The 22,251-nt window shown below is 36.8% G+C and carries 27 protein-coding genes and 1 pseudogene; 12 read left to right on the forward strand and 16 right to left on the reverse strand.

What is annotated here, in order from left to right:
- Positions 1-158: 158 nt before the first annotated feature.
- Complete coding sequence (locus AC4D4B_RS02530; RefSeq protein ID WP_066101595.1) at positions 159-1,424, reverse strand: extracellular solute-binding protein; 1,266 nt, start codon at positions 1,422-1,424, stop codon at positions 159-161.
- A gap of 335 nt (positions 1,425-1,759) precedes the next feature.
- Between AC4D4B_RS02530 and AC4D4B_RS02535 the strand changes: the two genes are divergently transcribed.
- A complete protein-coding gene (locus AC4D4B_RS02535) occupies positions 1,760-3,499 on the forward strand; it encodes a glycoside hydrolase family 13 protein (protein ID WP_490999091.1) in 1,740 nt (579 codons plus the stop codon).
- Between the two features lie 103 nt (positions 3,500-3,602).
- Here the strand turns inward: AC4D4B_RS02535 and AC4D4B_RS02540 are convergent, their stop codons facing one another.
- Positions 3,603-4,079, reverse strand: coding sequence for a GNAT family N-acetyltransferase (locus tag AC4D4B_RS02540; protein ID WP_490995474.1), 477 nt, complete (start codon positions 4,077-4,079; stop codon positions 3,603-3,605).
- 221 nt (positions 4,080-4,300) lie between these two features.
- Between AC4D4B_RS02540 and AC4D4B_RS02545 the strand changes: the two genes are divergently transcribed.
- Together AC4D4B_RS02545 and AC4D4B_RS02550 are read left to right on the forward strand one after the other, a co-directional pair.
- Positions 4,301-4,684, forward strand: coding sequence for a hypothetical protein (locus tag AC4D4B_RS02545; RefSeq protein ID WP_490999092.1), 384 nt, complete (start codon positions 4,301-4,303; stop codon positions 4,682-4,684).
- Positions 4,674-5,156: an aminodeoxychorismate lyase gene (locus tag AC4D4B_RS02550; RefSeq protein ID WP_490999093.1), complete on the forward strand. Its 483-nt coding sequence runs from the start codon at positions 4,674-4,676 to the stop codon at positions 5,154-5,156. The genes AC4D4B_RS02545 and AC4D4B_RS02550 overlap by 11 nt, the downstream gene beginning before the upstream one ends.
- 67 nt (positions 5,157-5,223) lie before the next feature.
- Here the strand turns inward: AC4D4B_RS02550 and AC4D4B_RS02555 are convergent, their stop codons facing one another.
- From AC4D4B_RS02555 to asnB, 3 genes are all read right to left on the reverse strand, one after another.
- Positions 5,224-6,150, reverse strand: coding sequence for an aminoglycoside phosphotransferase family protein (locus tag AC4D4B_RS02555; RefSeq protein WP_490999094.1), 927 nt, complete (start codon positions 6,148-6,150; stop codon positions 5,224-5,226).
- 129 nt (positions 6,151-6,279) lie between these two features.
- Positions 6,280-6,777, reverse strand: coding sequence for a hypothetical protein (locus AC4D4B_RS02560; protein ID WP_490999222.1), 498 nt, complete (start codon positions 6,775-6,777; stop codon positions 6,280-6,282).
- A 355-nt stretch (positions 6,778-7,132) separates the two neighbouring features.
- A complete protein-coding gene (asnB, locus tag AC4D4B_RS02565) occupies positions 7,133-8,983 on the reverse strand; it encodes an asparagine synthase (glutamine-hydrolyzing) (RefSeq protein WP_490999095.1) in 1,851 nt (616 codons plus the stop codon).
- Positions 8,984-9,203: 220 nt separating this feature from the next.
- On the opposite strand from asnB, the gene AC4D4B_RS02570 reads away from it, so the two are divergent.
- Positions 9,204-9,773: a DUF2777 family protein gene (locus tag AC4D4B_RS02570; RefSeq protein WP_490999096.1), complete on the forward strand. Its 570-nt coding sequence runs from the start codon at positions 9,204-9,206 to the stop codon at positions 9,771-9,773.
- 131 nt (positions 9,774-9,904) lie between these two features.
- On the opposite strand, the gene AC4D4B_RS02575 is transcribed toward AC4D4B_RS02570, so the two are convergent.
- The 10 genes and pseudogenes from AC4D4B_RS02575 to AC4D4B_RS02620 form a co-directional block, all read right to left on the reverse strand.
- Positions 9,905-10,480 carry a DUF1572 family protein gene (locus AC4D4B_RS02575; protein WP_490999097.1) on the reverse strand — a complete coding sequence of 192 codons (576 nt, stop codon included), beginning with the start codon at positions 10,478-10,480 and terminating at the stop codon, positions 9,905-9,907.
- A 205-nt stretch (positions 10,481-10,685) separates the two neighbouring features.
- Positions 10,686-11,168 (reverse strand): DinB family protein, encoded by a 483-nt coding sequence (locus tag AC4D4B_RS02580; protein WP_490999098.1) that lies wholly within the window; start codon positions 11,166-11,168, stop codon positions 10,686-10,688.
- A 29-nt stretch (positions 11,169-11,197) separates the two neighbouring features.
- Entirely contained in the window at positions 11,198-11,704 is a 507-nt protein-coding gene (locus AC4D4B_RS02585; protein ID WP_490995481.1) for a DNA topology modulation protein, read from the reverse strand.
- A gap of 197 nt (positions 11,705-11,901) precedes the next feature.
- Entirely contained in the window at positions 11,902-12,462 is a 561-nt protein-coding gene (locus AC4D4B_RS02590) for a DUF2238 domain-containing protein (RefSeq protein WP_490999099.1), read from the reverse strand.
- A gap of 278 nt (positions 12,463-12,740) precedes the next feature.
- Positions 12,741-13,255, reverse strand: a pseudogene (locus AC4D4B_RS02595) (shikimate kinase).
- Between the two features lie 283 nt (positions 13,256-13,538).
- The gene (locus tag AC4D4B_RS02600; RefSeq protein ID WP_490999100.1) at positions 13,539-14,231 is read right to left on the reverse strand and encodes a copper homeostasis protein CutC; all 693 of its coding nucleotides are present in this window, start codon (positions 14,229-14,231) and stop codon (positions 13,539-13,541) included.
- Between the two features lie 241 nt (positions 14,232-14,472).
- On the reverse strand, positions 14,473-15,321 hold the full coding sequence (locus tag AC4D4B_RS02605; RefSeq protein ID WP_490999101.1) for a GNAT family N-acetyltransferase: 849 nt from the start codon (positions 15,319-15,321) through the stop codon (positions 14,473-14,475).
- 119 nt (positions 15,322-15,440) lie between these two features.
- Positions 15,441-15,797 carry a DUF1516 family protein gene (locus tag AC4D4B_RS02610; RefSeq protein ID WP_490995486.1) on the reverse strand — a complete coding sequence of 119 codons (357 nt, stop codon included), beginning with the start codon at positions 15,795-15,797 and terminating at the stop codon, positions 15,441-15,443.
- 80 nt (positions 15,798-15,877) lie between these two features.
- Positions 15,878-16,762 (reverse strand): fumarylacetoacetate hydrolase family protein, encoded by an 885-nt coding sequence (locus tag AC4D4B_RS02615; protein ID WP_490995487.1) that lies wholly within the window; start codon positions 16,760-16,762, stop codon positions 15,878-15,880.
- 120 nt (positions 16,763-16,882) lie between these two features.
- Entirely contained in the window at positions 16,883-18,076 is a 1,194-nt protein-coding gene (locus AC4D4B_RS02620; RefSeq protein ID WP_490999102.1) for a DUF418 domain-containing protein, read from the reverse strand.
- Positions 18,077-18,265: 189 nt separating this feature from the next.
- On the opposite strand from AC4D4B_RS02620, the gene AC4D4B_RS02625 reads away from it, so the two are divergent.
- The 6 genes from AC4D4B_RS02625 to AC4D4B_RS02650 are packed head-to-tail and all read left to right on the forward strand — an operon-like array spanning position 18,266 to position 20,146.
- Positions 18,266-18,487, forward strand: coding sequence for a spore germination protein (locus AC4D4B_RS02625; RefSeq protein ID WP_139891460.1), 222 nt, complete (start codon positions 18,266-18,268; stop codon positions 18,485-18,487).
- Between the two features lie 11 nt (positions 18,488-18,498).
- Entirely contained in the window at positions 18,499-18,720 is a 222-nt protein-coding gene (locus tag AC4D4B_RS02630) for a spore germination protein GerPB (protein WP_066101641.1), read from the forward strand.
- Positions 18,717-19,334, forward strand: a complete 618-nt coding sequence (gene gerPC / locus AC4D4B_RS02635; protein ID WP_490999103.1) for a spore germination protein GerPC — start codon at positions 18,717-18,719, stop codon at positions 19,332-19,334. The genes AC4D4B_RS02630 and gerPC overlap by 4 nt, the downstream gene beginning before the upstream one ends.
- 8 nt (positions 19,335-19,342) lie before the next feature.
- The gene (locus AC4D4B_RS02640; protein ID WP_139063800.1) at positions 19,343-19,519 is read left to right on the forward strand and encodes a spore gernimation protein GerPD; all 177 of its coding nucleotides are present in this window, start codon (positions 19,343-19,345) and stop codon (positions 19,517-19,519) included.
- A gap of 13 nt (positions 19,520-19,532) precedes the next feature.
- Positions 19,533-19,928: a spore germination protein GerPE gene (locus AC4D4B_RS02645; RefSeq protein ID WP_490995491.1), complete on the forward strand. Its 396-nt coding sequence runs from the start codon at positions 19,533-19,535 to the stop codon at positions 19,926-19,928.
- The gene (locus AC4D4B_RS02650) at positions 19,928-20,146 is read left to right on the forward strand and encodes a spore germination protein (RefSeq protein WP_490995492.1); all 219 of its coding nucleotides are present in this window, start codon (positions 19,928-19,930) and stop codon (positions 20,144-20,146) included. The genes AC4D4B_RS02645 and AC4D4B_RS02650 overlap by 1 nt, the downstream gene beginning before the upstream one ends.
- A gap of 4 nt (positions 20,147-20,150) precedes the next feature.
- Here AC4D4B_RS02650 and hlpB read toward each other — a convergent pair whose 3' ends face one another.
- On the reverse strand, positions 20,151-20,453 hold the full coding sequence (gene hlpB, locus AC4D4B_RS02655; protein WP_490995493.1) for an HNH nuclease-like protein HlpB: 303 nt from the start codon (positions 20,451-20,453) through the stop codon (positions 20,151-20,153).
- A gap of 244 nt (positions 20,454-20,697) precedes the next feature.
- Between hlpB and AC4D4B_RS02660 the strand changes: the two genes are divergently transcribed.
- Complete coding sequence (locus tag AC4D4B_RS02660) at positions 20,698-21,606, forward strand: 3-hydroxyacyl-CoA dehydrogenase (RefSeq protein WP_490995494.1); 909 nt, start codon at positions 20,698-20,700, stop codon at positions 21,604-21,606.
- A 135-nt stretch (positions 21,607-21,741) separates the two neighbouring features.
- The gene (locus AC4D4B_RS02665; RefSeq protein ID WP_490999104.1) at positions 21,742-22,173 is read left to right on the forward strand and encodes an SMI1/KNR4 family protein; all 432 of its coding nucleotides are present in this window, start codon (positions 21,742-21,744) and stop codon (positions 22,171-22,173) included.
- The last annotated feature ends 78 nt before the right edge of the window (positions 22,174-22,251 follow it).

Below are 22,251 nucleotides of genomic sequence, written 5' to 3' on the forward strand. Positions count from 1 at the left end.
TATTCAGTGAAAGCCCAGAAACAAACTTCCTAAAGAGAAGATGAACAACGAGAAAGTCTCTTCCTGAGTTTTCACGAAATGCAATATAACCAATACCGTGTTATAAAAGGATAGGCCATATCCAAAGTAATTGGATACCGCCTAACCCTTACCTAGCATTATTTTTTATGGTTGGTATCGATATTTGTTTTAATTGTCTTCGCTGCTTCATCCATTGCAGATTTAGCATCTGCTTTACCAGTTGCGATTGTCTCTAAAGCCGCTGCCATCGGGGACCAAACTTCTCCCATTTCAGGTATATTAGGCATTGGAATCGCATATTGGGATTGCTCTGCTACTGCTTTAGAAAATTCATTGTCAGCAATAATTGGATCTTCAATCAATTTTTTAACCGGAGGAATCTCCTGTGTTTTTTCATAACGAACTTTCGCGCTATCATAATTAGTTAAGTGTTCAACCAATTTAGTAGCCCAATCTGTATTTTTAGAGTAAGCTGACACGTGCCATCCTTTAACACCCATGAAAGTTTTCATGTGTTCTCCATTTGGAAGTGTCGGCAATGCAGTTGCTCCAATATCTATACCTGCATCTTTATATCCTTGGAAAGCCCAAGGTCCATTTTGTACGGAAGCCAGTTTTCCTTCATTAAATAAACCATCCTGTGCTGAACCGCCGCTTTCTCCAATAATCCCTTTAGGGAACAGGCCTTCTTTATACCATTTAGCAATAAATTCAGCGCCTTCAATTGCACCTTCATTATTTAGTCCTAAATCATCACGGTTTAGAGATCCATCTTTTTCTCCAAACACATAACCACCCATACCGCCAATTACACCATATGCATGATAAAAATCATCCCATTTAGCTGTAAATCCATATGTTTTGCCTTTTGTGTTCTCTTTTGCAAATGTATATAATTCATCCATTGTTGCAGGCGGTTTTTCCATAAGTTTCTTGTTATAAATAAAGACTGGTGTTTCAGTAGCTTTTGGCAAGCCATATAATTTACCATCATAGGTTTGTGCCTGAACAGAAGATTCTGTAAAAGTATCGATTACACTTTGGTCTACTTTTAGTTCAGCTAATACACCTTCAATAGCTAATTGACCAATTTGATCATGCGGCAATGTGATAACATCCGGACCTTTTCCAGCTGGTCCATCCAATCTGATTTGTTCACGAATCTTATCTGCCATACCCATTTCTTTATATTCAACTTTAATTCCATGCTCTTTTTCAAATGCTTTTATAGCCGGCTCTAAGCCAGGTCCTTTATCTGTATCTTCCCAAATGACTAGTTTTTCAGGTTTATCCGTATTCGTATCTTCCTTACTGCCTGTTTCTTTCTCTCTGTCTGGTCCACAAGCAGCCAGTACGCCAATTACGAGCATGAGCACCATTAACATGGAGTATGCTTTTTTCATGGGTCAACCCCTCCTCTTATAATATCGCTAAGTAAACAAACGTTTGCACATAAGAATGCACTTGATGTTCAAATATAATAATTTTTGTATTAATTTTCTAATGAAAACGATTGCAGACTCAACACCTTTATTATACTTATTTATCAAAATTTAACAATAAATAAAATTGTGAATTATTTTTTAAGTTATTTTCCATCGTTTTATGGGTAAAAACACATTGTTATTATCTGAAATTTTCGAGATTGAAAATTTATCATTAACTGATATAGTTAATGAATAGAAGGCGCAAGCGTTTGCATTAATATTCACTTGTATATTGAGAGGAGAAAGGTTACATGGAAAAAGCATCTGTTATTCACTTTGCAAGAGATCAATTTATGTATAGTTCATCATTAAACTCCATTACGATTATGATCATGAGTAAAAAAGATGATATTGAAAAGATGGAGTTACTATATGGTGATCCCTATGATTTTCAGGGCAGTGAATGGATTTACAAAGCAAAAAATATGGACTATACCGGCAGTGATGAACTGTATGATTATTGGCGTTCTACCATTGATCTTCCCCACCGCCGAGCTCGCTATACTTTCCGTTTAACAGATAAGAATGCTAAAACAGCCTATTATTCTGAAAAAGGTTTTTACGAGGAACTTCCTAAAGTCGGCCTTCTCTTTGCTTTACCATATCTTCATCATACAGAAGTATTCAGCGCACCAGAGTGGGTTAAAGATACTGTTTGGTACCAAATCTTCCCCGAACGATTTGCAAACGGGGATGCAAAATTAAATCCTAAAGGTACTTTGCCATGGGGAAGTGCCGCACCGACACCAACCAATTTCTTTGGCGGTGACTTGGCAGGGGTCATCGATCATTTAGATTATCTCAAGGATTTAGGCATTACTGGAATTTATTTCACCCCTGTATTTCATGCTTATTCCAACCATAAATATGACACCATTGATTATATGGAGCTTGACCCGCAATTTGGAACGAAGGAAACATTAAAACGACTCGTTGAAGAAAGCCACAAGCGTGGTATAAGGGTCATGCTTGATGCGGTATTTAATCATAGCGGCTATCATTTCAAGCCATTCCAAGATGTATTAGAAAAAGGAGAGGATTCCAAGTATAAGGATTGGTTCCATACGCGCAGCCTTCCAATGGTTGAAAATCTCAACTATGATGCCTTTGGTTTTGTAGAAACAATGCCAAAATTAAATACAAAGAATCCAGAAGTAAAAGAATACTTGCTAAATGTGGCTAAGTATTGGATCCGTGAATGCAATATTGATGGCTGGAGACTAGATGTAGCCAATGAAGTAGATTTTGATTTCTGGCGTGATTTCCGTAAAGCAGTCAGATCTGAAAAAGAGGATGCATACATACTCGGCGAAATTTGGCATGATTCCATGCCGTGGCTGCGTGGAGACCAATTTGATGCTGTAATGAACTATCCATTCTTAACTGCAATCTTGGAAATTTTCGCCAAAAACACCATCACACCTACACAGTTTGCTGAAAAAATGACGAAGGTTTATCATATGTATCCACATATTGTGAATATGGCGGCCTTCAATTTAATCGGAAGCCATGACACACCTAGGATTTTAACAGAATGTGAAGGTAATCTTGATAAAATCAAACAAATTTTCACGATATTACTTACCTTTACGGGAACGCCATGCATTTATTATGGCGATGAAATTGGACTAGATGGTGAAGATGATCCGGGCTGCCGTAAATGTATGCCTTGGGAGGACAAAAATCAAGACCTCGAGCTTCGTAAGCATGTGCAATCCTTAATTAACTTACGTAAAGATCATAAGGTCCTCGCCAATGAAGGTGATCTTCTCTTTGTAGCTCATGATCCTGATGTAGTTATGTATAAAAGAGAAAGCTCTGACTCTCTTGCCTATGTGTGCATTAATCTTGGCAAACAATCAAAGTCTATTTCTTTGAAAGAATGGAAGAGTGCTAAGCCACTTTACATGGATTCTAAAAGTCAATGGAATGATAAAGGTCAGATTACACTTGCCAAAGACGGATATACGATTCTTTCTGTTTCTAAATAAAGTATCTATAAAGCCGCCTGTTTTTGGGCGGCTTTTTTCAACAAAATGCTTTCCATTCTTCAGCAATTATCTCTATGAACCTACCATAGTACAAATAATCCACTTAAAGACTATTTGTATTGTATTGTATCTTTTTCCTCATCATAATATCCGTTTCTATATATCCTAATTTTTCATATAAATTTCGTGCTGACTTATTGTGACCAAAGACGTGAAGGCCTATATAGGTAAGACCCTGATTTTGGGCGAAGATTTCAATTTCTTTCATTGCCTCTTTTCCATAACCAAGTCCTTGATTACCCTTCCAGATATTAATGTCATAAATATACCCTGCCTCAGCTGAAAGCTGAGCAAGCCAAATCATCCCCACTTCTCTCTCTTCATCTCGAATAGAGAATAGATGCTGATTAGCGGTTTCTTTTCCATCAGGTAATAGCCTTTTAAATTCAGCTTCTGCCTGATCAATTGCTTCTGCCTCCTTCCAATTGCCAGCCTTTACGTGTTCATTTGCATAGTTTTTAATTGCATACCTTAGATAATTTTGAAACTCATCTGATTTCATTTCTTCCAATCTAACCATTGCCTTCCTCCTTTAAAATGTAACTTCTTTATTGTTTACCCACCAAACACACATGTAAATATTTACTGTATTACCAATAAAATTACAAGATAAGTATAATAGTTGCTCATATCGCTTGTTAAAGAAGATTACAAATTTTTTTCTTTTGGGCAATTTCTGTCGTAAATGCTATTTTTATATGTATAATAAATAGAGGATTTTTATAGGAGGATATAAAACAAATGAATATAGCTTTAATTATCTTATTTAGCACAGCTGTCGTTTTACTTCTTATTGCATTTATGAAAATGAAGAAGCAAACGAAAGAGGAAAAAAAGCAGTTAGAAAGTTATTATGCAGTCATGCTCGATGAAACGAACAAACTGCAGGAGCAAATTAATAAACTAGAATTAAATGCAGAAGTTACTGCTCAGGAAGCTGGTATCATGACTCATCACTCTGATGAACGCCAAGCTATGGTGAAAATGCTAGACTTATATAAGCGCGGCTATTCCACTAAAAGTATTGCCTCTATGCACAAACTTACGGAGGAAGAAGTAATAGAATTGCTTGCTCCATACGAAGGCCCTAGCCAAAGAAGGAGGAAAGTAGCCAATGACGCCTAAAGTTCTAAGTAGCTTTGCTGCCGGGATCATTGTGGCAGCAGGTGTGTGCGGCGCCGTATATTATTCCTCCTCTGAGGATGAAACGGTTACTCAAGCTGCAGAGTCTCCAAAAAATACTATTACTAAAGAAATGACAGAAAATGAAATGAAAGATGAGCTATCTTCTTTGGGATATGTTATAAAAACAGAGGAAGAATATTCTGCTGAACTGAAAGAAGCAGAGCAAACTGTAAAAGAAACCTCTGATCAGCAGGATCAAAAAGTTATCTACAAAACAGTAATAAATGTAGCTAGCGGAATGACCAGTATTGATGTTGCTCAAGCCTTGGTTAAAGGTAAAATCATTAAAGATGCTTCTGGCTTTACGAAAACGATTGAAAGCAGGAAGCTGGAAAACAAACTGAAACCTGGCGTATTTGAAGTTGATAGTACAATGTCCATGGATGAAGTCATTAACCATATATTCAAGTAATAAAGAACAGCCGGGAGCCTTTGAGACTGAATGAACTCTAAAGGTTTTCGGCTACTTTCTGTTTATTTCAAAGATTTAAAGAGCAGCTATTCAAAACGGCTTCTGCCAATACAATATCTTTCTTAACACTTGAATATTCTCCACCGTCTTCTATACACCAACACACGCTCATAAGAGTTTCGACATATAGGCATTGTCTTATAATAGAATCTGAGATAGTAAGCTCTTTTTCTAAAACTTCAATGATATAGTTTATCTTCTTATACGTTTCCTTATCTTTTTCATTATCAAATTCATTTAATATAAAACGCGCAACATCAAACACTGGGTCGCCGATGACACCTTTAGGATCAATAATTATATACTCTCCATCCATGCCAAGAAGAATATTATCATGGTGCAAATCACCATGAAGTAACACCTTTTCAGAATACATAGTTGAAAGCGATAAACCAATATCCCTCGCTTTTTTCATGTATGAATATAGCTCTCTGCAATCTTTTCGCTTGCTCATGTATTCTGTTATTCGATTGACCCATTGCATATAACTAGGATAAACCTCGGATTTAGAAGGGGAGATATGAAGTCCTTTGTAAAGGTGACAAAAAACAGATAATCTTTTTTCAAGAGAACTCTCTTCTCTCAAAGATGTTCCAGGCTGTATACGGGCCTCAAGAATGACACCATTTTCAATATCCGCTTCAATCACTCTACAAAATCCTCGCACATGATATTGGCGTAACGTACGATATTCTTTAACAATCTCCCCAAAAGAAGGATCAGCTAGTTTTAGGATCACATCACCATATTTTTTAGACTGACATTTGAACACTACCTTTGCGGAATAAGACGGAATGAATTGAAAGGCTGTTAAACTCCACTTGTCTGCATAATGTACAAGATCTAACAAGATTTTCTTATAAAAATCCAATCCAAAGCGATTAATTATTTTTTCACTTTCAGTTTGACTGAAGCAAAGGGGGAAATCGTTCAATGTACTACCTCCGTCTTATACATTGTTTATTCTTTTCGAGATCTATAAATAATTGCTGCTTCGCTTATTAAAATATCCTTTAGTAGGTTACGAATTTAGCATTAGTCCTACCTAGAGAAAACTTCCATGTTAGTTTAGTATCACAGTATTGTTAAATGAGATTCCAAGATAGCTATATTTTATATGAACCTTTTTTATTTCTTCGTTATGAATTGCGCTAACCCCATAAATTTCATCACTTTTAGAAGCATTTCCAGCATCTGATTTTACAAAATTTGCTGATGGTGAAGTTTCCGTTTTTATAGCAACCTTATCTATAGTTGTAAAGCCAAAGTTTTTCGCTTCTATACTTTTATAGTCATCCGTTAGTATGAAACCTTGTAATACATTACTTACTTGCAGTTTAATTGTTGAAGGGTTTTCATTATTATTCACCAACACATCTGTTATTTTTACTTCACGAAAACCTTTATTACCAACACCAATAACAACTGATTTATTATCTGAACTTGAAGCAAGTGTGCCAATCTCCAGTGGTGGATAAAATTTCAAAAAGTAATAAACACTGCAGATCATTATTGCTAAGAATAGAACAACCCCAATTATTATCTTCTTCAATATGGACATCTCCTCAACAATGTTTATTTCGTTACACTCATTAAACCAACATCTTTGCATGTAAGGACTAACATAGAATTACTATATAGAAGTAAAGCATATATATGAAGAATACGAAAAGGAGCTCTTCAGCAATAATAGTTCAACAAGATGTTTATAAAAAATTCACTCAATGAGTTTAATTCTATATTTATATCAATTTAACCTGCCGAAAATGGTTAATAGAGACCATAAAAGACGTTAATGCTTATTAAATCAGGGTAAATACTAAACAGTTGTTCTTATCGGATATTTACACTCCTCCTTTTACGCTTTATGTACAGTAAAAAAAGCTGCCGATTATTTCGACAGCCCTAAGCCTCTATTATGAATCCTCCAAAACAATATTGTAATGCTTAAACCATAAATGCACTTGAATCAAATAAGCAAGTAATTGCGGACCGGACATCAATTGCCCAAACCATGGCTTTTTAAATGATGATCCTCCAGTATCAACAAGGGCTTTAAGCTGATCTTTATCGAAGAATTCGAATAGGGGGGAATCCCCATCCTCCAATAATTCCTCAAGCCAATCCTTCACCAGCTTTGTATAAAGAGGATTATGCGTTTTCGGATATGGGCTTTTCTTTCTGTATAAAACATCTTCCGGCAGGATTCCCTTCAAGGCTTTCCTTAGTATTCCCTTTTCCCGGTTACCGGCCATTTTCATATCCCACGGTATATTCCAGGCATATTCTACTAGACGATGATCCGCAAATGGAACACGTACTTCTAAACTTGCTCCCATACTCATTCGGTCTTTACGATCCAAGAGATTGGTCATAAACCAAGTCATATTTAAATAAAATAACTGCCTTCTTTTTGTTTCTAAGTCGGATTCTCCCGAAAGCAAAGGTGTCTCCTGTAGACTTTCCTGATATTTATGCTTTACATACTCTTCAAGAGATAGCTTTTTTCTCCAGTCTTGTCTAAGTAATTGATTTCGTTCATGTATAGAGCGCATCCATGGAAAAGTATCGTTTGATAATTGTTCAGGATTATGAAACCATGGATAGCCTCCAAAAATCTCATCCGCACATTCTCCAGAAAGACCGACGACATAGTCTTCTTTGATTTTTCTGCAAAACCAAAGCAAGGAAGAATCGATATCTGCCATTCCTGGTAAATCTTTTACGATCATGGCCTCTCCCAAATTAGTAATCAGTTCTTCCTGACTGATGACACAATAGTGATGTTTTGTGCCAAATTCCTGATTCATTAGTTCAATCCAATGCCCATCCGCGTTGGGTTGGAATTCATTTGCTTGAAAATGGGCAGCATTATCCTCATAATCAATCGAGTACGTGTTAAGAGCAGGTTTCCCCTCTATCTGATATTGCTTGGCAGCGATTGCTGTAATGGCACTCGAATCGAGTCCCCCTGATAAGAATGTACATAATGGAACATCTGAAACCAATTGTCTTTTTACAGCATCCGTCACTAGAAAACGGACCTTTTCCACGGTTTCATCCAAGCTCTCCTGATGTGTTTCACTCTTCACATTCCAATATCGGTTCATTTCAAGTCCATCTCTATTAAAGGTTAAGGTATGCCCTGGGCGGAGTTCGTGAATGTTTTTAAAAACCCCTGAACCAGGTGATCGCGAAGGACCAAATCCGAATATTTCTGCCAGCCCTTCTCTGGTCAGTACTGGCTTGACTGTCGGGTGAGCCATAATTGCTTTTATTTCAGAACCAAACAAAAATTGGCCATTTTGCAGGGAATAAAAAAAAGGTTTTACCCCTAGTCGATCTCTTGCCACAAATAATTGTTGTTTGGCTTCATCCCAAATCGCAAAGGCGAATATCCCATTAAAAAAATCCACGCATTTTTCTTGCCATTCCATATAGGCAGTTAACAGAACTTCAGTGTCCGAATGGCCAGTAAATGAATATCCTTTTAATAATAGTTCTTTTCGTATATCTTCTGTATTGTAAAGTTCACCATTGTAGCATAGTACAAACTGATTCCCATTTTTTTCACGGATCATAGGTTGTTTTCCACACAGCGGATCGACCACAATGAGCCTTTTATGTCCCAAACCGACATGTTGGCTAACCCATATATTTGTATCATCCGGTCCACGTTTTGAGAGTGTATTTGTCATTTTAATGAGAATCTCTTTCTCTTGATCAATAGATCGATTAAATTCAACCCAGCCAGTAATACCGCACAAAATGCATCATCCTTTCAAACAAGCAATGGCCCATTCCTGCTAACATGATATGCATCTTACACAAAGTTGTTAATTGTCCAACTTTAAGGGGTGGGGTTATAAAAGAGCATGCTTATGTCAAGAAATAGAAAACAGTGCCATAAATATTATCATTACAAAACGGATATGCAGTAATTTGAGTTCTACATAGACTCTTTTATCTGCACTTGGAGGCGCACACATGAAAAATCAACTTAGAAATCAACTATTGAGTAAACAGCTGCGAGCATATACAGAAGGAATCTTTGAAAACATCAATGATCAATGGGTCTTTTTCGACGAAGAAACAGATGAGGCATACCCACTTGAGGAATATATGAATAACGAGATATCCATTTATCGTAATAACCGTTGGAGAAAAGGAACATTAGTAGAAGACGGGAAGCTCTTATCGGGCAAAGAGCTTATTTTTATAAAAGATGAAGACCAGGTTCGTATTAAAAAAAATTTACAATACTCGTTAGAGCGATTACTGGAAGAATTAAGGGATGATGCTTTCTTTCAATTCATCACGACGTTAAACAGCATGGATTTCTCTGCTTATGACTGTATTTATGGCTATAACCAATTATCCTTTTCATCTACTGTCCAATCATCAGGCACAAACTTTTTCATTTTTGATAATGGTGATTATATCTGCTCTGTCCATCATCATTTTAACGAGCATAACAAAGAACAAAACCGCTTTGAATTTACCCTGAATACTGGCAAACGAATGATCATTGAAAAATTAGTAAAGAACAAGGATTAAGGATACTGGCAGCTCACTTCACCTTTACATCTACAATCCATTTTAAATGCTGATAACCTAAAGTACTTTCAGCTCGTGAGCACTTTAGGTTATAATCTGTTTACTTCAACAGACTGGCTACTATAGGCAAATTATTTTTTTAGAGGGGTTTTATTAAGAGGATACCCTATTTCAGGATTGATGTTTTTCAGCATTTGCTGCAAATAAGCTTCTGATTGGCCTTTTGGGATAATTAGACTATTCCAATCTTTACTCTTTATTTGTTTACCGATATAAACAATTTGTCCAATGTGATACGCATAATGAGCTAATTGCCTCTCGATTGCGTCTATTACCACATGACTTTCCGCACGTATATATACTTTCTTTAATAAATCTTCTTCACTTAAATTATGTAGTGCTTCAAAAAGAGTATTCCAACCTTCTTCTAAAATACCCATCATTCCATCCTTTGTTAAAAGATGATCTATAAATTCCTGTTCCCGATTCCGATTAGGCTTCTCTCCATCAGAATTCAGAGAATCGGTCCATCTAGATACCATATTTCCGCTTAAATGCTGCACGATAACGGCCACACTATTGGCTTCCTCATTTAATACCCAACGAATATCTTCTTCTGATAATTGGGAAATTGCTTTATCTCCGAGACTTTTAACACTTTTAAATCGTTCCTTAATAATCCTTAAATACTCAGTCTCCATACCCATCAGTATCCTCCCGCATCATAAATCAGGAAATTTTTTATCCTTAACCGTAAACATATTCTTGTTTAAAATCCACTTTGAACAATCTAGCCAATATCAATATCTATGCTGGGGAAAAGAGAATAGACACCATCCGTCCTTCCAACTTTACATATAAGCTATTCATTATCATCTTAATTACTGCACTTACAGATACCGTAAATTAAATTCAATTTGGATTCGAGGAAAGACCCCGGCCAATAAGGTTTGCAGAAACAGGCGTTTTTCCAATTTCTCTTGCCCAAATTGATAATTGTCCAATATGGTGAATTTCATGGGCAATCGTATGTCTCATGATTTCTCCCCAAGTATCTGTTACAACCTTTCCATCAGATAAGGTACTATACAATAACCGATTTTCCATCGTAGCATTCCAGTTATTTACAAAGCTTGCCACTTCCAGATGAAATTCTGCGTCCAATTTTCGAACCTTATCCAAACTTCTATAACCATTAAAACTCTCCTGAAAGTCTGTTTTACCTTCCAATAAACGTATCCAGCTCCATTCAACTTCAACTATATGGAAAAGTGTATGTAATACACTTCCCATTCCACCCGTTCGGTTTTGCAGAAGTTCTTGTTCACTTAACCCTTCACACCATCTATACCATTCTTCTCTTACCATCCAGTTATATTTAAAAAAGATCTGCAAAAAACCTCCCCCATTTTCAGTAAATATAATCATTTAATCTTTTCAAAGAACTTTTCAACTTCTCCGGTTGATTTCAAAATGATAATCTCTTTGTCTTCCGAAAACTGTTTGAGTCTGTTTAAAATTTTTGGTTTTTGCTTTTTTGGATATTCCCAGATCCATTTTAAAAACTCGAAAGAAAATCTCTCTTCACAGCCTTCTCCCATATCTGGTCTTGTTTTATTACGGTATTGGAGCATTCTTTTAAATGCTCTGTATATGCAGATCGTTCTAGGTATATCAAGAAAGATTATCATATCGGCGGCATTTAACCTTATATCCATTGTGCCACTATAATTACCATCAATAATCCAGTAATCTTTTGTTACTAGCTCATTTTGAACCTGTATTTGCTCCTCTTTAGAAACGCCTACCCAATTGGGTTTCCAAAACAATGCATCGAGATGATAGACATTTATATTCAACTTTTCACCCAGTTGTCTTGCTAAAGTTGATTTCCCTGAACCTCCAGAACCAATAAGCATGATTTTTTTCATATAAATCCCCTGTCTAAAATTAAAGGTTTTAATTCTAAAAATTAAAGACTATATCCTTCTTCATTTACCGAACCTCAATATTATATTTTCAACATAATTAGTGTTAATCCTTCTTAAATCAACGTATCTAATGAACTCAAGCGAGTATTCCAAAATAGTAAAAATGCCGGCCACCATCATGCGGCCGACTTCATTTATTATTTTCTGATGATAAGGTAAAAAACTGCGCTAATAATCCCACCAATCAATCCATCCATCATATCAAACATCGTATCCTTATGATCTCGTCCTTGAGCAGTAAAATGAAATAATTGATCGCCCGCAAACTCGAGCAGCTCCCATGCACCAGCTGAGCAAAGCGCAAAGATAACCATGATACTAGCTAGAAACGCTTTCGGCAATTTTTGTGTAAGCTCCTCACCAATTATCTGCCTAGTGAGTACCAATGCTGCATACCCAAGCCAAATCCCGGAGGTAACATGGAGGAAATCATCAAAGTGATTAATCGCATAACCTCCGCCAAATGTACCAATTCCGACTGAAATGAAAATAAATAAATACGTCATCACCATAAGTGGCCAGTCAAGCGACTTTTTTGCTTTCCATTGCCAACCGCCTAAGACTACTAAGCTCATACAAGTTAGAATACCCATGAATCCTTTCGTACTGTCACCATCTATGAACATTATTATTGTTGCAGCCCCCATTAACAGTGTAACTATCCAAAATGTGATTGTTTCGATTTTAATTCTATGCACCACTGTTTCTCCTCTCGCTGTCATAAAAGTATATTTAGTAATAGAATATGCTATATGTATGGATGCGTTTTATCTTCGTATTAAATAAAAAAAGCCGCACATTTGGCGGCAGCATCAGGTAAGATCCAACTGAACAATTAGCTCAATTAACATTGCTCATTGTTTTGGTAAGAAAATTAATAAGAGCACCGCTATGTTACATGATATTCTTACACTTCACTATCATAGCAAAAATGCTTCTATTCTATTAAATAAATATGAAACTACCAATAAGCGCTTTATAATTTGAAGTCGTTTTTTATCTTTTGGGCAACTTGTTCTGCACTTAAATCTGTATTGTTAATTCTCAGGTAATTTTTCTTGTTTATCTCACCTTCAAGCGAATTTAATCGTAAGTTTTCCATAGTGGATAAAAGATGTTCCTCAGATTCCAGCTTGTTTCTCTTAGTTGGTTTATGCTCTAATCTATTCGGTGATTTATTGCGTAATAGCCTTTCTTCTACATCAGCTTCTAATTCAATAAAATAGACTTCAATCCCCCTGGATTCAAAAATCTCACACATTTTCTCGATTTCCTCATACTCTTGTTCCGAACTGAGATCCCAAACCTTTGTAAATATAAGCCCATAGGTATCACTTTTCGAGAAGGCTTCAAAAATTTCACTTCTAAAAAGTTTGCTAACCTCCACATTTCAGATGTGAATTCAAAAAGCGGGTGAAGCATATCGATTGTCATATGGTTGTGGAATAATTTCATATCTGTAATTTTAGTTAATTCTTGTCCTACAGTCATTTTACCAACCGCCTGTGGACCAAATATAAATACAAACTTCTCCACTCTTTTTCACCCCTATATATTTATCCTGACTGAATAATAAAAAGCGGCTTAACCATTGCTTGCCCTTGACTGTTTCCAGCTATCTTCATTCACCAGCTTATAAACCCATAACGGACATACTCTACGTAATGACCATGTAGTTTTAATAAATTCTTAGAATATACATGATAACGGATAAAAAAATCTATGAATCATAGAGTAGAAGTCTTCGACTGACCAATAACGATCTTTTCAACCATCACTTACTTTCAAATAACTCAAGCATGTACTCTATTTTTTCGGTGTCGAACCCATTGGCAAAAGAACGGTCTACTCGGACCCCGGACCCAAAATGGTATTCCTTTGCATTCAGGTATGAATGCAATTCCTCCATATGCTCCTTATCCAGGCCCCCGCCAATTAAGATCTCAGGACCCGACCATCCATCTGATAACGTAATCAGCTGCTGCAGTGTTTCCCTGCCTTCATAGGCTCTACTTTCACCGCCGGAAGTTAGAATCCGCTTTACATGCTGGGAGTACTGACAAAGCACTTCGAGTCCCTCTACATGAGACTTTAGTTCATCGAACGCCCTATGGAACGTAGTATCAAAATGCGGTACTTCCTTTATCACTTTCTCCAGTAAAGCCTGGTCGATTTTCCTGTTCCTCAAGCAGCCAAAGACAATCCCTTGTACACCTAAATCTGAAAAGGCTTGAAGCTCTTCCTTCATCGACAACCAATCGAATTCATCATATTCAAAAGAATAGCCATGCGGTCGTAGCATGACCTGAACAGGTATATTCACATTTTCAATTACACGTTTTATTGTTCCATAACTTGGGGTTAATCCGCCTTCCGACATGGCAGACACTAATTCTAAACGGTTAAAGCCGAGCTGCTCTGCTTTAATGGCATCTTTTTCATTTTCCACAATACATTCCAAAATCATATTATCACCTGCTGCTAGTTCACATTATTTAATTCCCGGGAAGATATCCCTATAAAGAAAAGTATTATTTTATAAACTTCATTATAACAAAACGAACAATAGTTATTTTACAAAACAATCACAATATAACCATTGGTCTAAATAGTAAGATTGAATATTATAAGAGTTTTATTGTTATTTCTGCAAAAATAAATTTGAACAGCTTAAATAGAAAGTATCTATACTTTCAAAATCGCAGTCATTAATCCCTTGGAATCACGATAGCATTGCACGCTTTTTCATAAAATTCCAGTGGTCCAGCCTGCCCGATGATAGCATATTCATAGCCCTTTTCCTGCATCTCTCTTAAACAATGATGAAGGAGATTGTATCCTATTCCTTGTACTCGGTTTGATAGAGAGGTTCCCATCGGACCGAACAATCCCTTTCTTTTTCTAACTACATCAAAGCAAGCGAATCCATTAATTTGGTTATCTTCTAAAGCAATGAAAACAGGAATATCATCTTGTAAAAACCCATTTTCAATTGAATCCAGCCACCCATTTCCAAATTCACTTTCCACAAAGGCTTTTAACGATGCGGCATCATTTTGCTCCGCTTTCCGATAATTTATATTACTTGTTAAAATGCTTGGGAATTCATAATCCTTCAGAGGAACAACCATATCTCTCGGGGAAGACATTATTCCAAGTATGCTGGAAACATCTAAGCCTTCCAGTATGGATCTTGTTAAATGGTCATTGCTTTTAAATATGGCATCAGCCAGATGACCCTCATTCAAATAAATCTGGTTAAAGCGTTTCATTCGGTTATTTGCATGTATTAATACCTGATCAGTCGATAAAGAAATGTTCATTTTAAAGGGCTCATAAACAATTCCATGTTCGTATGTATTCGAGTACACTTCTTTAATCCGCTTAACTAATAGCTCCCGAAGCTCTGGATTCTTAATAGATAGCTCAGCACAGACACCTGTCCTTTCAAGCAACATCCCTAGTACTAAATGAACTGGATAAATGATATTAGTTGTCCTTTTAGCTTCTATTTCTGCATATTTAAAAATTTTCAAGGTACGTTCCGTAAATCTCAAGAACTTCATCTCCCTTCTGAATTTAAATTAATTCTAGAAGTAAAATGAAAAAACCTTTTATGATAATAAATTAATTAGATTAAATAAAAAAGCCCAGTCTCGATCGACTGAGCCATAACTTATCCGAATAATTGAATACCAATAGGTAATCTAAAGCCTAGCAATAACACTAAAACAAACGAAATCCAAAACTGGATAAAGAAAGATTTGTGACTCTTTCCTTTTGATCGCTTCACGTTTGTCATTTCCATTGCAGCGATTACCCAAACACCAATAATTATCTTGGCGATATATTCCCCACCAATATTGGAAACATTCATTAACATAATGATACCTGTTGCAATAATTAATATGTATAGTACCCTATTAATCATCATCATTATTTTTAAATTTTTGCCTGTCATTTTTAAAGACACTAAGAACACAATAATGGATAACACCCACATAAAAATATGTTCATAAGTAGACCCACTCATAAAATCCCCCCACTTTCAGCAATATTCAACATAATAGTAGCATACTAGGTTGTAATCTTCGAACATTATGTATTTACAATTTATTTAGAAATGATAGATTTCAAGGTCCCAACCGATTCTATCGTTATTTCAATCACATCACCATCTTTTAAATAACGCGGTGGTTTAAACCCTTTTCCTACTCCTGCCGGTGTACCTGTAGCAATAATGTCGCCAGGCTCAAGCGTAATTCCTTTAGAAATCGTAGCGATGATTTCGTCAATTGGGAACAAAAATAATGACGTTCTGGCATGCTGCCTTGTTTCCCCGTTTACTTTTGTTTTAATTTCCAGATCATATGGATGTGACACTTGATCTTTTGAAACAATCCACGGACCCATTGGACACGTACCATCCAGACTTTTTCCCAGGAAATATTGCTGATGCTTGGATTGCAGATCTCTTGCTGTTATATCATTTAGGATGGTATATCCAAAAATGTAATCATAAGCTTTATCACGGGAAATAGAGGTTCCCTTTTTGCCAATGACAATAGCCAATTCCCCTTCATAGTCCAGCTCATTCGTTACTTCTGCATGAAGAGGCACAGCCTGTTTGTGGGCATTGACTGCGGTCGGAGCTTTCGTAAATACAATCATATCCTCCGGTGGAACCCCGCCATCAAATTCAGTAGCATGTGCAGCGTAATTTTTACCTACACAAAAAATATTTTTGTGCGGACGCGGCAGAGGAGCCATCCATGACAAAGAGTCGATTGATTTACCTTCTGTTTTCTCTGCAGCTTGTACCCATTCCTGAAGCATTGGCAGCCATGTTTCGGATTCTTCAATCAAAGCCTGTAAAGAAGTTGGCAATCCATTCAGCGCCTCACTGGATTGCTTAATTACTTCTAAAGAATAAAATAAATCCTGATCAATCAATCCTGCTACTGCTTTTCCATTATCATTAACGGTTGAGAATTTCATTCTACATCCATTCCTTTCAGATTGGTTTAAAACCATTTATACAGCTGTTTACTGCTACTAAAATGATAAATTACGTTTCTCCACTTTTAAGCTATACTCTTATTAAACTGCGTTCCACCCTTATTGAAATGTATCATATTCCTTTTCCCGCTTGAATGATGGTTTGTCCCAGTAAGTAATGATTCTCCAGCCATATTCAATTGGTCCCATTCTAAAAGAACGTAACCAATATTTTGTAAATACCAATTGAAACAGGATAATTAATACAGCTAATAAAGTACCCATAAAAGCTCCCACTTCGCCATAAAGCCCTAGTCCATATGAATAAAAGATCAGCGTACACAGAATGGAGTGCATAAGGTAATTTGTAAGCGACATTCTTCCCAGTCTGACAAAGGGAACAGCCATTTTTCTAACATTTGGAGATTTATCATAAATAAGGGTAATCCCTGTTATAATGGCCAGTGTCAGGAAGGGCCCGCCAAAAATATCTTGCCAAAATTCAGTCGCATAATTTTGGGTCGATAGATACGGATACATTTTTAAAAGTAGTCCTACAGGCAATGATACAAGAAACATGACCTGTAGCTTTTTCTGATGAACCTTCAGATTCGTGAGCCATTCCAATTTGGCAAAAGCCATTCCTGCCAGAATACATGGAAAAACCGATAAAAATAAAAAAAACATATTTGCCGGTCCATTGACAGCAGCCCAGTCATTAAATCTCATTGAAAAAATCTCTGCAAACGTCCCATTTGAATAGATCTCGATGGCTTTATTTATTTTTGAAAAATCGGTATTTAACAAACCAGATGTTGGGGTCAATAATTCGAGCAGCAGAATAAGTAGCCCAAATATTCCATAAGGAATGGTATATAACCATACCGATAAACGAAGCAATGTTTTACCTTTTAATCGATAAACCAGCAGCAAGAGTAACCCACAAACGGCATACGTGATTAAAATATCACCGTGCCAAATTAAAAATGCATGAATCATTCCCAGCAAAAGCAAAAAGATCATCCGCCTTGTAAATAAAGCAGGAAACGATATCCCCTTTTGTTCTGCCCTAGTCATTAAAATAACCGTACCGAACCCAAACAAAAAGGCAAAAAGCGGGTAAAAATTCCCCTGTGCCAAAATATCAATGAGTGCATATGTATAGAGATCTAGCTTGTTATCCCAATAATCTAATTCAAGATACAAAAAAGGCGAATGAAAATCGAGCATGTTGACCAATAAAATTCCTACAATTGAAATCCCACGCAGAAAATCAACCACATGTATCCTTTGTTTATCCGTTATGGATTGCAATATTACACTCCTCTCTCCTAAAAATTTCTTATAAAACCAGTTTAGCAGTTTCTGCTAAAATCCCCTATCATAATTATCTATTTTTTCTAAAGCACAGGGAGGTTCCCTCACCTTTCAGCCCATTCCACATATACTGTTAAAGAATTGTTAAGAATCCAGATACAGGTATACCCAAGGAAGGTGTTAAATGTGCCAGGAATTGTAGGTATTGTCCAAATTCTCAGTGTAGGGAGCAGCGGTGTATTTAATGTGGGGGATATTTATAAAGTCACTCCCTACTCTAATGCTAAAACATTTTCCGGAGCGGGTTCTTTTAATACGGGTGACTATGTAGCTGTAAATAATCCTTACAGTGCTACGAATACGTTTGATGCAGATGTTGTCGATCAACCAATTGCATTTACGTTATAGAGGTGAAGAAAATGAACATCTTTGTTAAGCAAACGATTATGATTAATACCATTAAAATTAACGCAATCGCCAATGCATCCGTCCTGCAAATCGGCAGTGCCGGTATCATCAAGTCCAAGTCACTCATGACCAATTCCGGTGGCTTTGAGGCACCTGCTCCGGAAGCGCACCATCCCCTTTTTGAGACTGAAGAAGATTCACCGCAGGTTCAAGTCCAGAATAGGAAAGGATGAGTCATTTGCAGCAGGATTTAACCCAATTCCTACACTACTTACAAAATACGCTGGAATATCAACAGCAGGCTATCCGCAAACTGGAAGAAGACGTAAAGAGATTAAAAGAAGAATTAACAGAGGCAAAACACCAGGCACCGATTCGAGTCGATCGGATAGAATATAAATTTGACCAACTGAAAGTGGAAAGATTGGAGGGTACCTTAAATATTGGGCTAACCCCATCAGATTTAGAAAAAATCGATGAGTTGGCTATCAATAATCACACTCCTCCCGGTCCATTTCTCTTTCCATCCAGGGATGAATTTGTCCATCAACTAACGAGCGAGGTTTTACTTGACCTAAATAATCAGAAGGATGAAATCTTTAAAAGAGCCGAAAATATCTGCGAACAAAAAGCGGATGAAACCATGCGCTCCTTTATCATGGAGGATCTAGCCCGGCAACTTCCTCAGCGTATTCATCATTATTTGGATCGAACGCCGCCTCATAACCGGACTGAGCAAAAAATCCCGGCAATTCGGGAGCAAATATCAGAAGTACTCAGAACAGATATTGAAAATGCCATCATCAGATTTATAGAGGTTTATCCTGATTCAATGAAGGAGCAGTGAGCAGTGTGATGAATTTCCATGTCGTAAACGAACAAATTAAGGTTGGCTGTATTAAGTTAATATCTGTATCGAGCGCCTCTGCCATTAAAGTCGGCGATACAGAAACCATGCAGCTATTTGCTGCCTCTGACACACCATTAAACGCATTAGAATTTGGGCCATTGCAGCCTATTGTCAATCGTTAAAGAGGACAATGCCATGTGGGAAAGAACATCGATAGTCAATCATATTCATGTATCCATTTTATCAAGGGGATCTACATTTGACATAGGAGAACTTCAATATAGTTATTCAGCTGACAATGTCCTTGCCTATCAGCGGGAACAGGAATTTTTTTACGGACAGGAAGGTAATTTCGGAGATTATAAAGTATTTTACACAGTACCTGACTTTGAACCAATTGATGAAATGGTCCATATCAATTTTGAAAATGTTAATCCATACCTTTTTGTAGATTGTATCCGAACACAGGCCATCTCTGCCTCCTCTTTATTACAGGTAGGAAACGGACGGTTTATCCGCTCCGAAACTAGAGTCATGAATGTAAGACAGCTTCTAAATCGGCCCAGTAATGAAAGAAGGGAGGAAACTTAATGCCTGCTCTTGTCGGTTCCGTCCAAGTTCTTAATGCAGGAAGCGGAATTATTCAATTTGGAGATTCCCTAGTTATCTCTCCAAAACACGCAACTAAAAGTGTGAATGGTTCAGGCTCTGGAATTACCGGAGGTGTTATTTTTGATACAAATGGAATTAGCGGAAATTCCGTTATTGGTATAAATGGGGTTGATCAACCCATCTCAGCAAACAATTAATCACTCATCTTCTTCCGGCCTTATAGCCGGATTTTTTTATTCGTGGCAATTTGCCTGCTGGCTGCTTTATAATCCATTTTAAATATTTCTTTATTTCAGGATCATCCCTCAGTTTCTCAATCGTATTAAGTCTGACAGCCAGCTCCAAATTTGGATAAAGAGCATGAATCTGTTTATGGCAAGGAATACATAGCTTGGAGGTATCATTGGGGCCCCCTCCATATTCCCGTGGAATTAAATGGTGAATAGTCCGCTCGACATCATTTCGCAGACAGAGTTCACATACACCGCTCCTTGCTTTACTCATATAATCCCCCTCCTTCGTACCTTTTCCGTAAATTAGCATCAAGGATTGTATTCATTTATATTTCCATTCTTAAGGTATATCCATTCCTTTTTTACTCCTACCTATATCGTTTTATTTCCTTTGGACAGGTCTAAGGTCTTACTATTTTTATTTTTAACAATATAGTAGTATATTTCCCTTGAAGGGTATGGATATTTACTGGTAAGAACAGAATATCCAAATTACAGATTGGGGGAAATTAATCATGAATTATAAAAATGTTACAGTTGCAGGCAGCGGGGTTTTAGGGAGCCAAATCGCTTTTCAAACAGCCTTTAAGGGCTTCAATGTCACTATTTATGATATTAACGAGAGCGCCATTGAACAAGCAAAGAACCGTATCACTGATTTAGAAGATACCTACGTTGGCTATTTTAAAAACGAACAGGAAGCAGCCCAGTCTGCTCAATCACGTATTCAATATGCAACAGATTTAAAAATCGCAACAGCTAATGCCGATTTGGTTATTGAAGCTATTCCAGAGCTAAAAGAAATCAAAATTAACTTTTACACTGAGTTGAGTAAAGTTGCACCTGAACATACGGTGTTTGCGACAAACTCTTCTACTATGCTTCCTAGTGATTTCGCCGAATATACTGGACGTCCAGAGAAATTCCTGGCTCTGCACTTCGCAAACCGCGTTTGGATGAATAATACTGGAGAAGTCATGCCACATCCTCATACTGATAACCAAGTGGTTGAAGATGTACTGCAATTCGCAGCCGCAATTGGAATGGTTCCGCTCCATATTAAAAAAGAGCAACCTGGCTATATTCTAAACAGCTTACTCGTTCCATTACTGGATGCAGCCCAAAATCTATGGGGAAATGGAGTAGCGGATCCATACACAATCGATAAAACATGGATGATTGCTACAGGTGCACCTCTTGGACCATTTGCGATTATTGATGTAGTCGGTTTGGAAACAGTTTATAACATCGTCAGTACTAAAGCAGCAAAGCATCCAAATCCAGAGCAAAATCCATTCAAGGATATTGCGGATTTGGTCAAAACAGAATTCATTGATAAAGGCAAATTGGGTATGAAAACGGGTGAAGGATTCTATAAATATCCAAATCCAGCCTATAAGGAAAAAGACTTTCTACAGCCTTAAACTAGATCAATGATACTTCTTAGAGAAATCCTATTGGCATAAATGCTAATAGGATTTCTTTATGTCCACTGAAAAAGGATTTTAAAAATATATCAAGAATCTTTATATAAGATTATAAGGGAGGTTATGTATTAAATGCATGATATTGTCGATTTGCTTGATACAAAAAAACCTGGAGTTACAGATTTAGATATAAAATCTGCAGAAGAACAATTCGAAATACTTTTTCCTGGACAGTATAAAGACCTTTTTAAACTATCTAACCAAGCACAGATTGATGAATGGATCCTTTTCCCCATTAAAGATCCTGGAAATTTAAAAAGAACATGGGATGATATTGTAAGACAAAATAAAGATATGCGAGATGAGGAAATGGATGAAAATCTCATATCTATTGGCGAGGATGGTACAGGGGACAAATTATGCTATAAGATTGTGGATACAATCGTGGAGGATAAAATTTATATTTGGTATCACGAAACCGGCGAATTAGAAGAAGTAGCTTCTAACTTAAAAGAATTTATTGTATCGAATTCTGAATCAGATAATGAGATTGATGAGGATTAATAAATGATAAGCGGTGTATGTTCGCCTTTTGCTTTCCCAAATTAGACAATATCGAAAGTGAAAATATAAAAAAGACGA

This window comes from Pradoshia sp. Z6_59 (assembly GCF_058267515.1).

What these genes read in the sequence shown, in the direction of transcription:
- AC4D4B_RS02530 (WP_066101595.1), bottom strand. Translation starts at nt 1,424, where the DNA reads ATGAAAAAAGCATACTCCATGTTAATGGTGCTCATGCTCGTAATTGGC.
- AC4D4B_RS02535 (WP_490999091.1), top strand. Translation starts at nt 1,760, where the DNA reads ATGGAAAAAGCATCTGTTATTCACTTTGCAAGAGATCAATTTATGTAT.
- AC4D4B_RS02540 (WP_490995474.1), bottom strand. Translation starts at nt 4,079, where the DNA reads ATGGTTAGATTGGAAGAAATGAAATCAGATGAGTTTCAAAATTATCTA.
- AC4D4B_RS02545 (WP_490999092.1), top strand. Translation starts at nt 4,301, where the DNA reads ATGAATATAGCTTTAATTATCTTATTTAGCACAGCTGTCGTTTTACTT.
- AC4D4B_RS02550 (WP_490999093.1), top strand. Translation starts at nt 4,674, where the DNA reads ATGACGCCTAAAGTTCTAAGTAGCTTTGCTGCCGGGATCATTGTGGCA.
- AC4D4B_RS02560 (WP_490999222.1), bottom strand. Translation starts at nt 6,777, where the DNA reads ATGTCCATATTGAAGAAGATAATAATTGGGGTTGTTCTATTCTTAGCA.
- AC4D4B_RS02570 (WP_490999096.1), top strand. Translation starts at nt 9,204, where the DNA reads ATGAAAAATCAACTTAGAAATCAACTATTGAGTAAACAGCTGCGAGCA.
- AC4D4B_RS02575 (WP_490999097.1), bottom strand. Translation starts at nt 10,480, where the DNA reads ATGGGTATGGAGACTGAGTATTTAAGGATTATTAAGGAACGATTTAAA.
- AC4D4B_RS02585 (WP_490995481.1), bottom strand. Translation starts at nt 11,704, where the DNA reads ATGAAAAAAATCATGCTTATTGGTTCTGGAGGTTCAGGGAAATCAACT.
- AC4D4B_RS02600 (WP_490999100.1), bottom strand. Translation starts at nt 14,231, where the DNA reads ATGATTTTGGAATGTATTGTGGAAAATGAAAAAGATGCCATTAAAGCA.
- AC4D4B_RS02610 (WP_490995486.1), bottom strand. Translation starts at nt 15,797, where the DNA reads ATGAGTGGGTCTACTTATGAACATATTTTTATGTGGGTGTTATCCATT.
- AC4D4B_RS02615 (WP_490995487.1), bottom strand. Translation starts at nt 16,762, where the DNA reads ATGAAATTCTCAACCGTTAATGATAATGGAAAAGCAGTAGCAGGATTG.
- AC4D4B_RS02630 (WP_066101641.1), top strand. Translation starts at nt 18,499, where the DNA reads ATGAACATCTTTGTTAAGCAAACGATTATGATTAATACCATTAAAATT.
- gerPC (WP_490999103.1), top strand. Translation starts at nt 18,717, where the DNA reads ATGAGTCATTTGCAGCAGGATTTAACCCAATTCCTACACTACTTACAA.
- AC4D4B_RS02640 (WP_139063800.1), top strand. Translation starts at nt 19,343, where the DNA reads ATGAATTTCCATGTCGTAAACGAACAAATTAAGGTTGGCTGTATTAAG.
- AC4D4B_RS02645 (WP_490995491.1), top strand. Translation starts at nt 19,533, where the DNA reads ATGTGGGAAAGAACATCGATAGTCAATCATATTCATGTATCCATTTTA.
- AC4D4B_RS02650 (WP_490995492.1), top strand. Translation starts at nt 19,928, where the DNA reads ATGCCTGCTCTTGTCGGTTCCGTCCAAGTTCTTAATGCAGGAAGCGGA.
- hlpB (WP_490995493.1), bottom strand. Translation starts at nt 20,453, where the DNA reads ATGAGTAAAGCAAGGAGCGGTGTATGTGAACTCTGTCTGCGAAATGAT.
- AC4D4B_RS02660 (WP_490995494.1), top strand. Translation starts at nt 20,698, where the DNA reads ATGAATTATAAAAATGTTACAGTTGCAGGCAGCGGGGTTTTAGGGAGC.
- AC4D4B_RS02665 (WP_490999104.1), top strand. Translation starts at nt 21,742, where the DNA reads ATGCATGATATTGTCGATTTGCTTGATACAAAAAAACCTGGAGTTACA.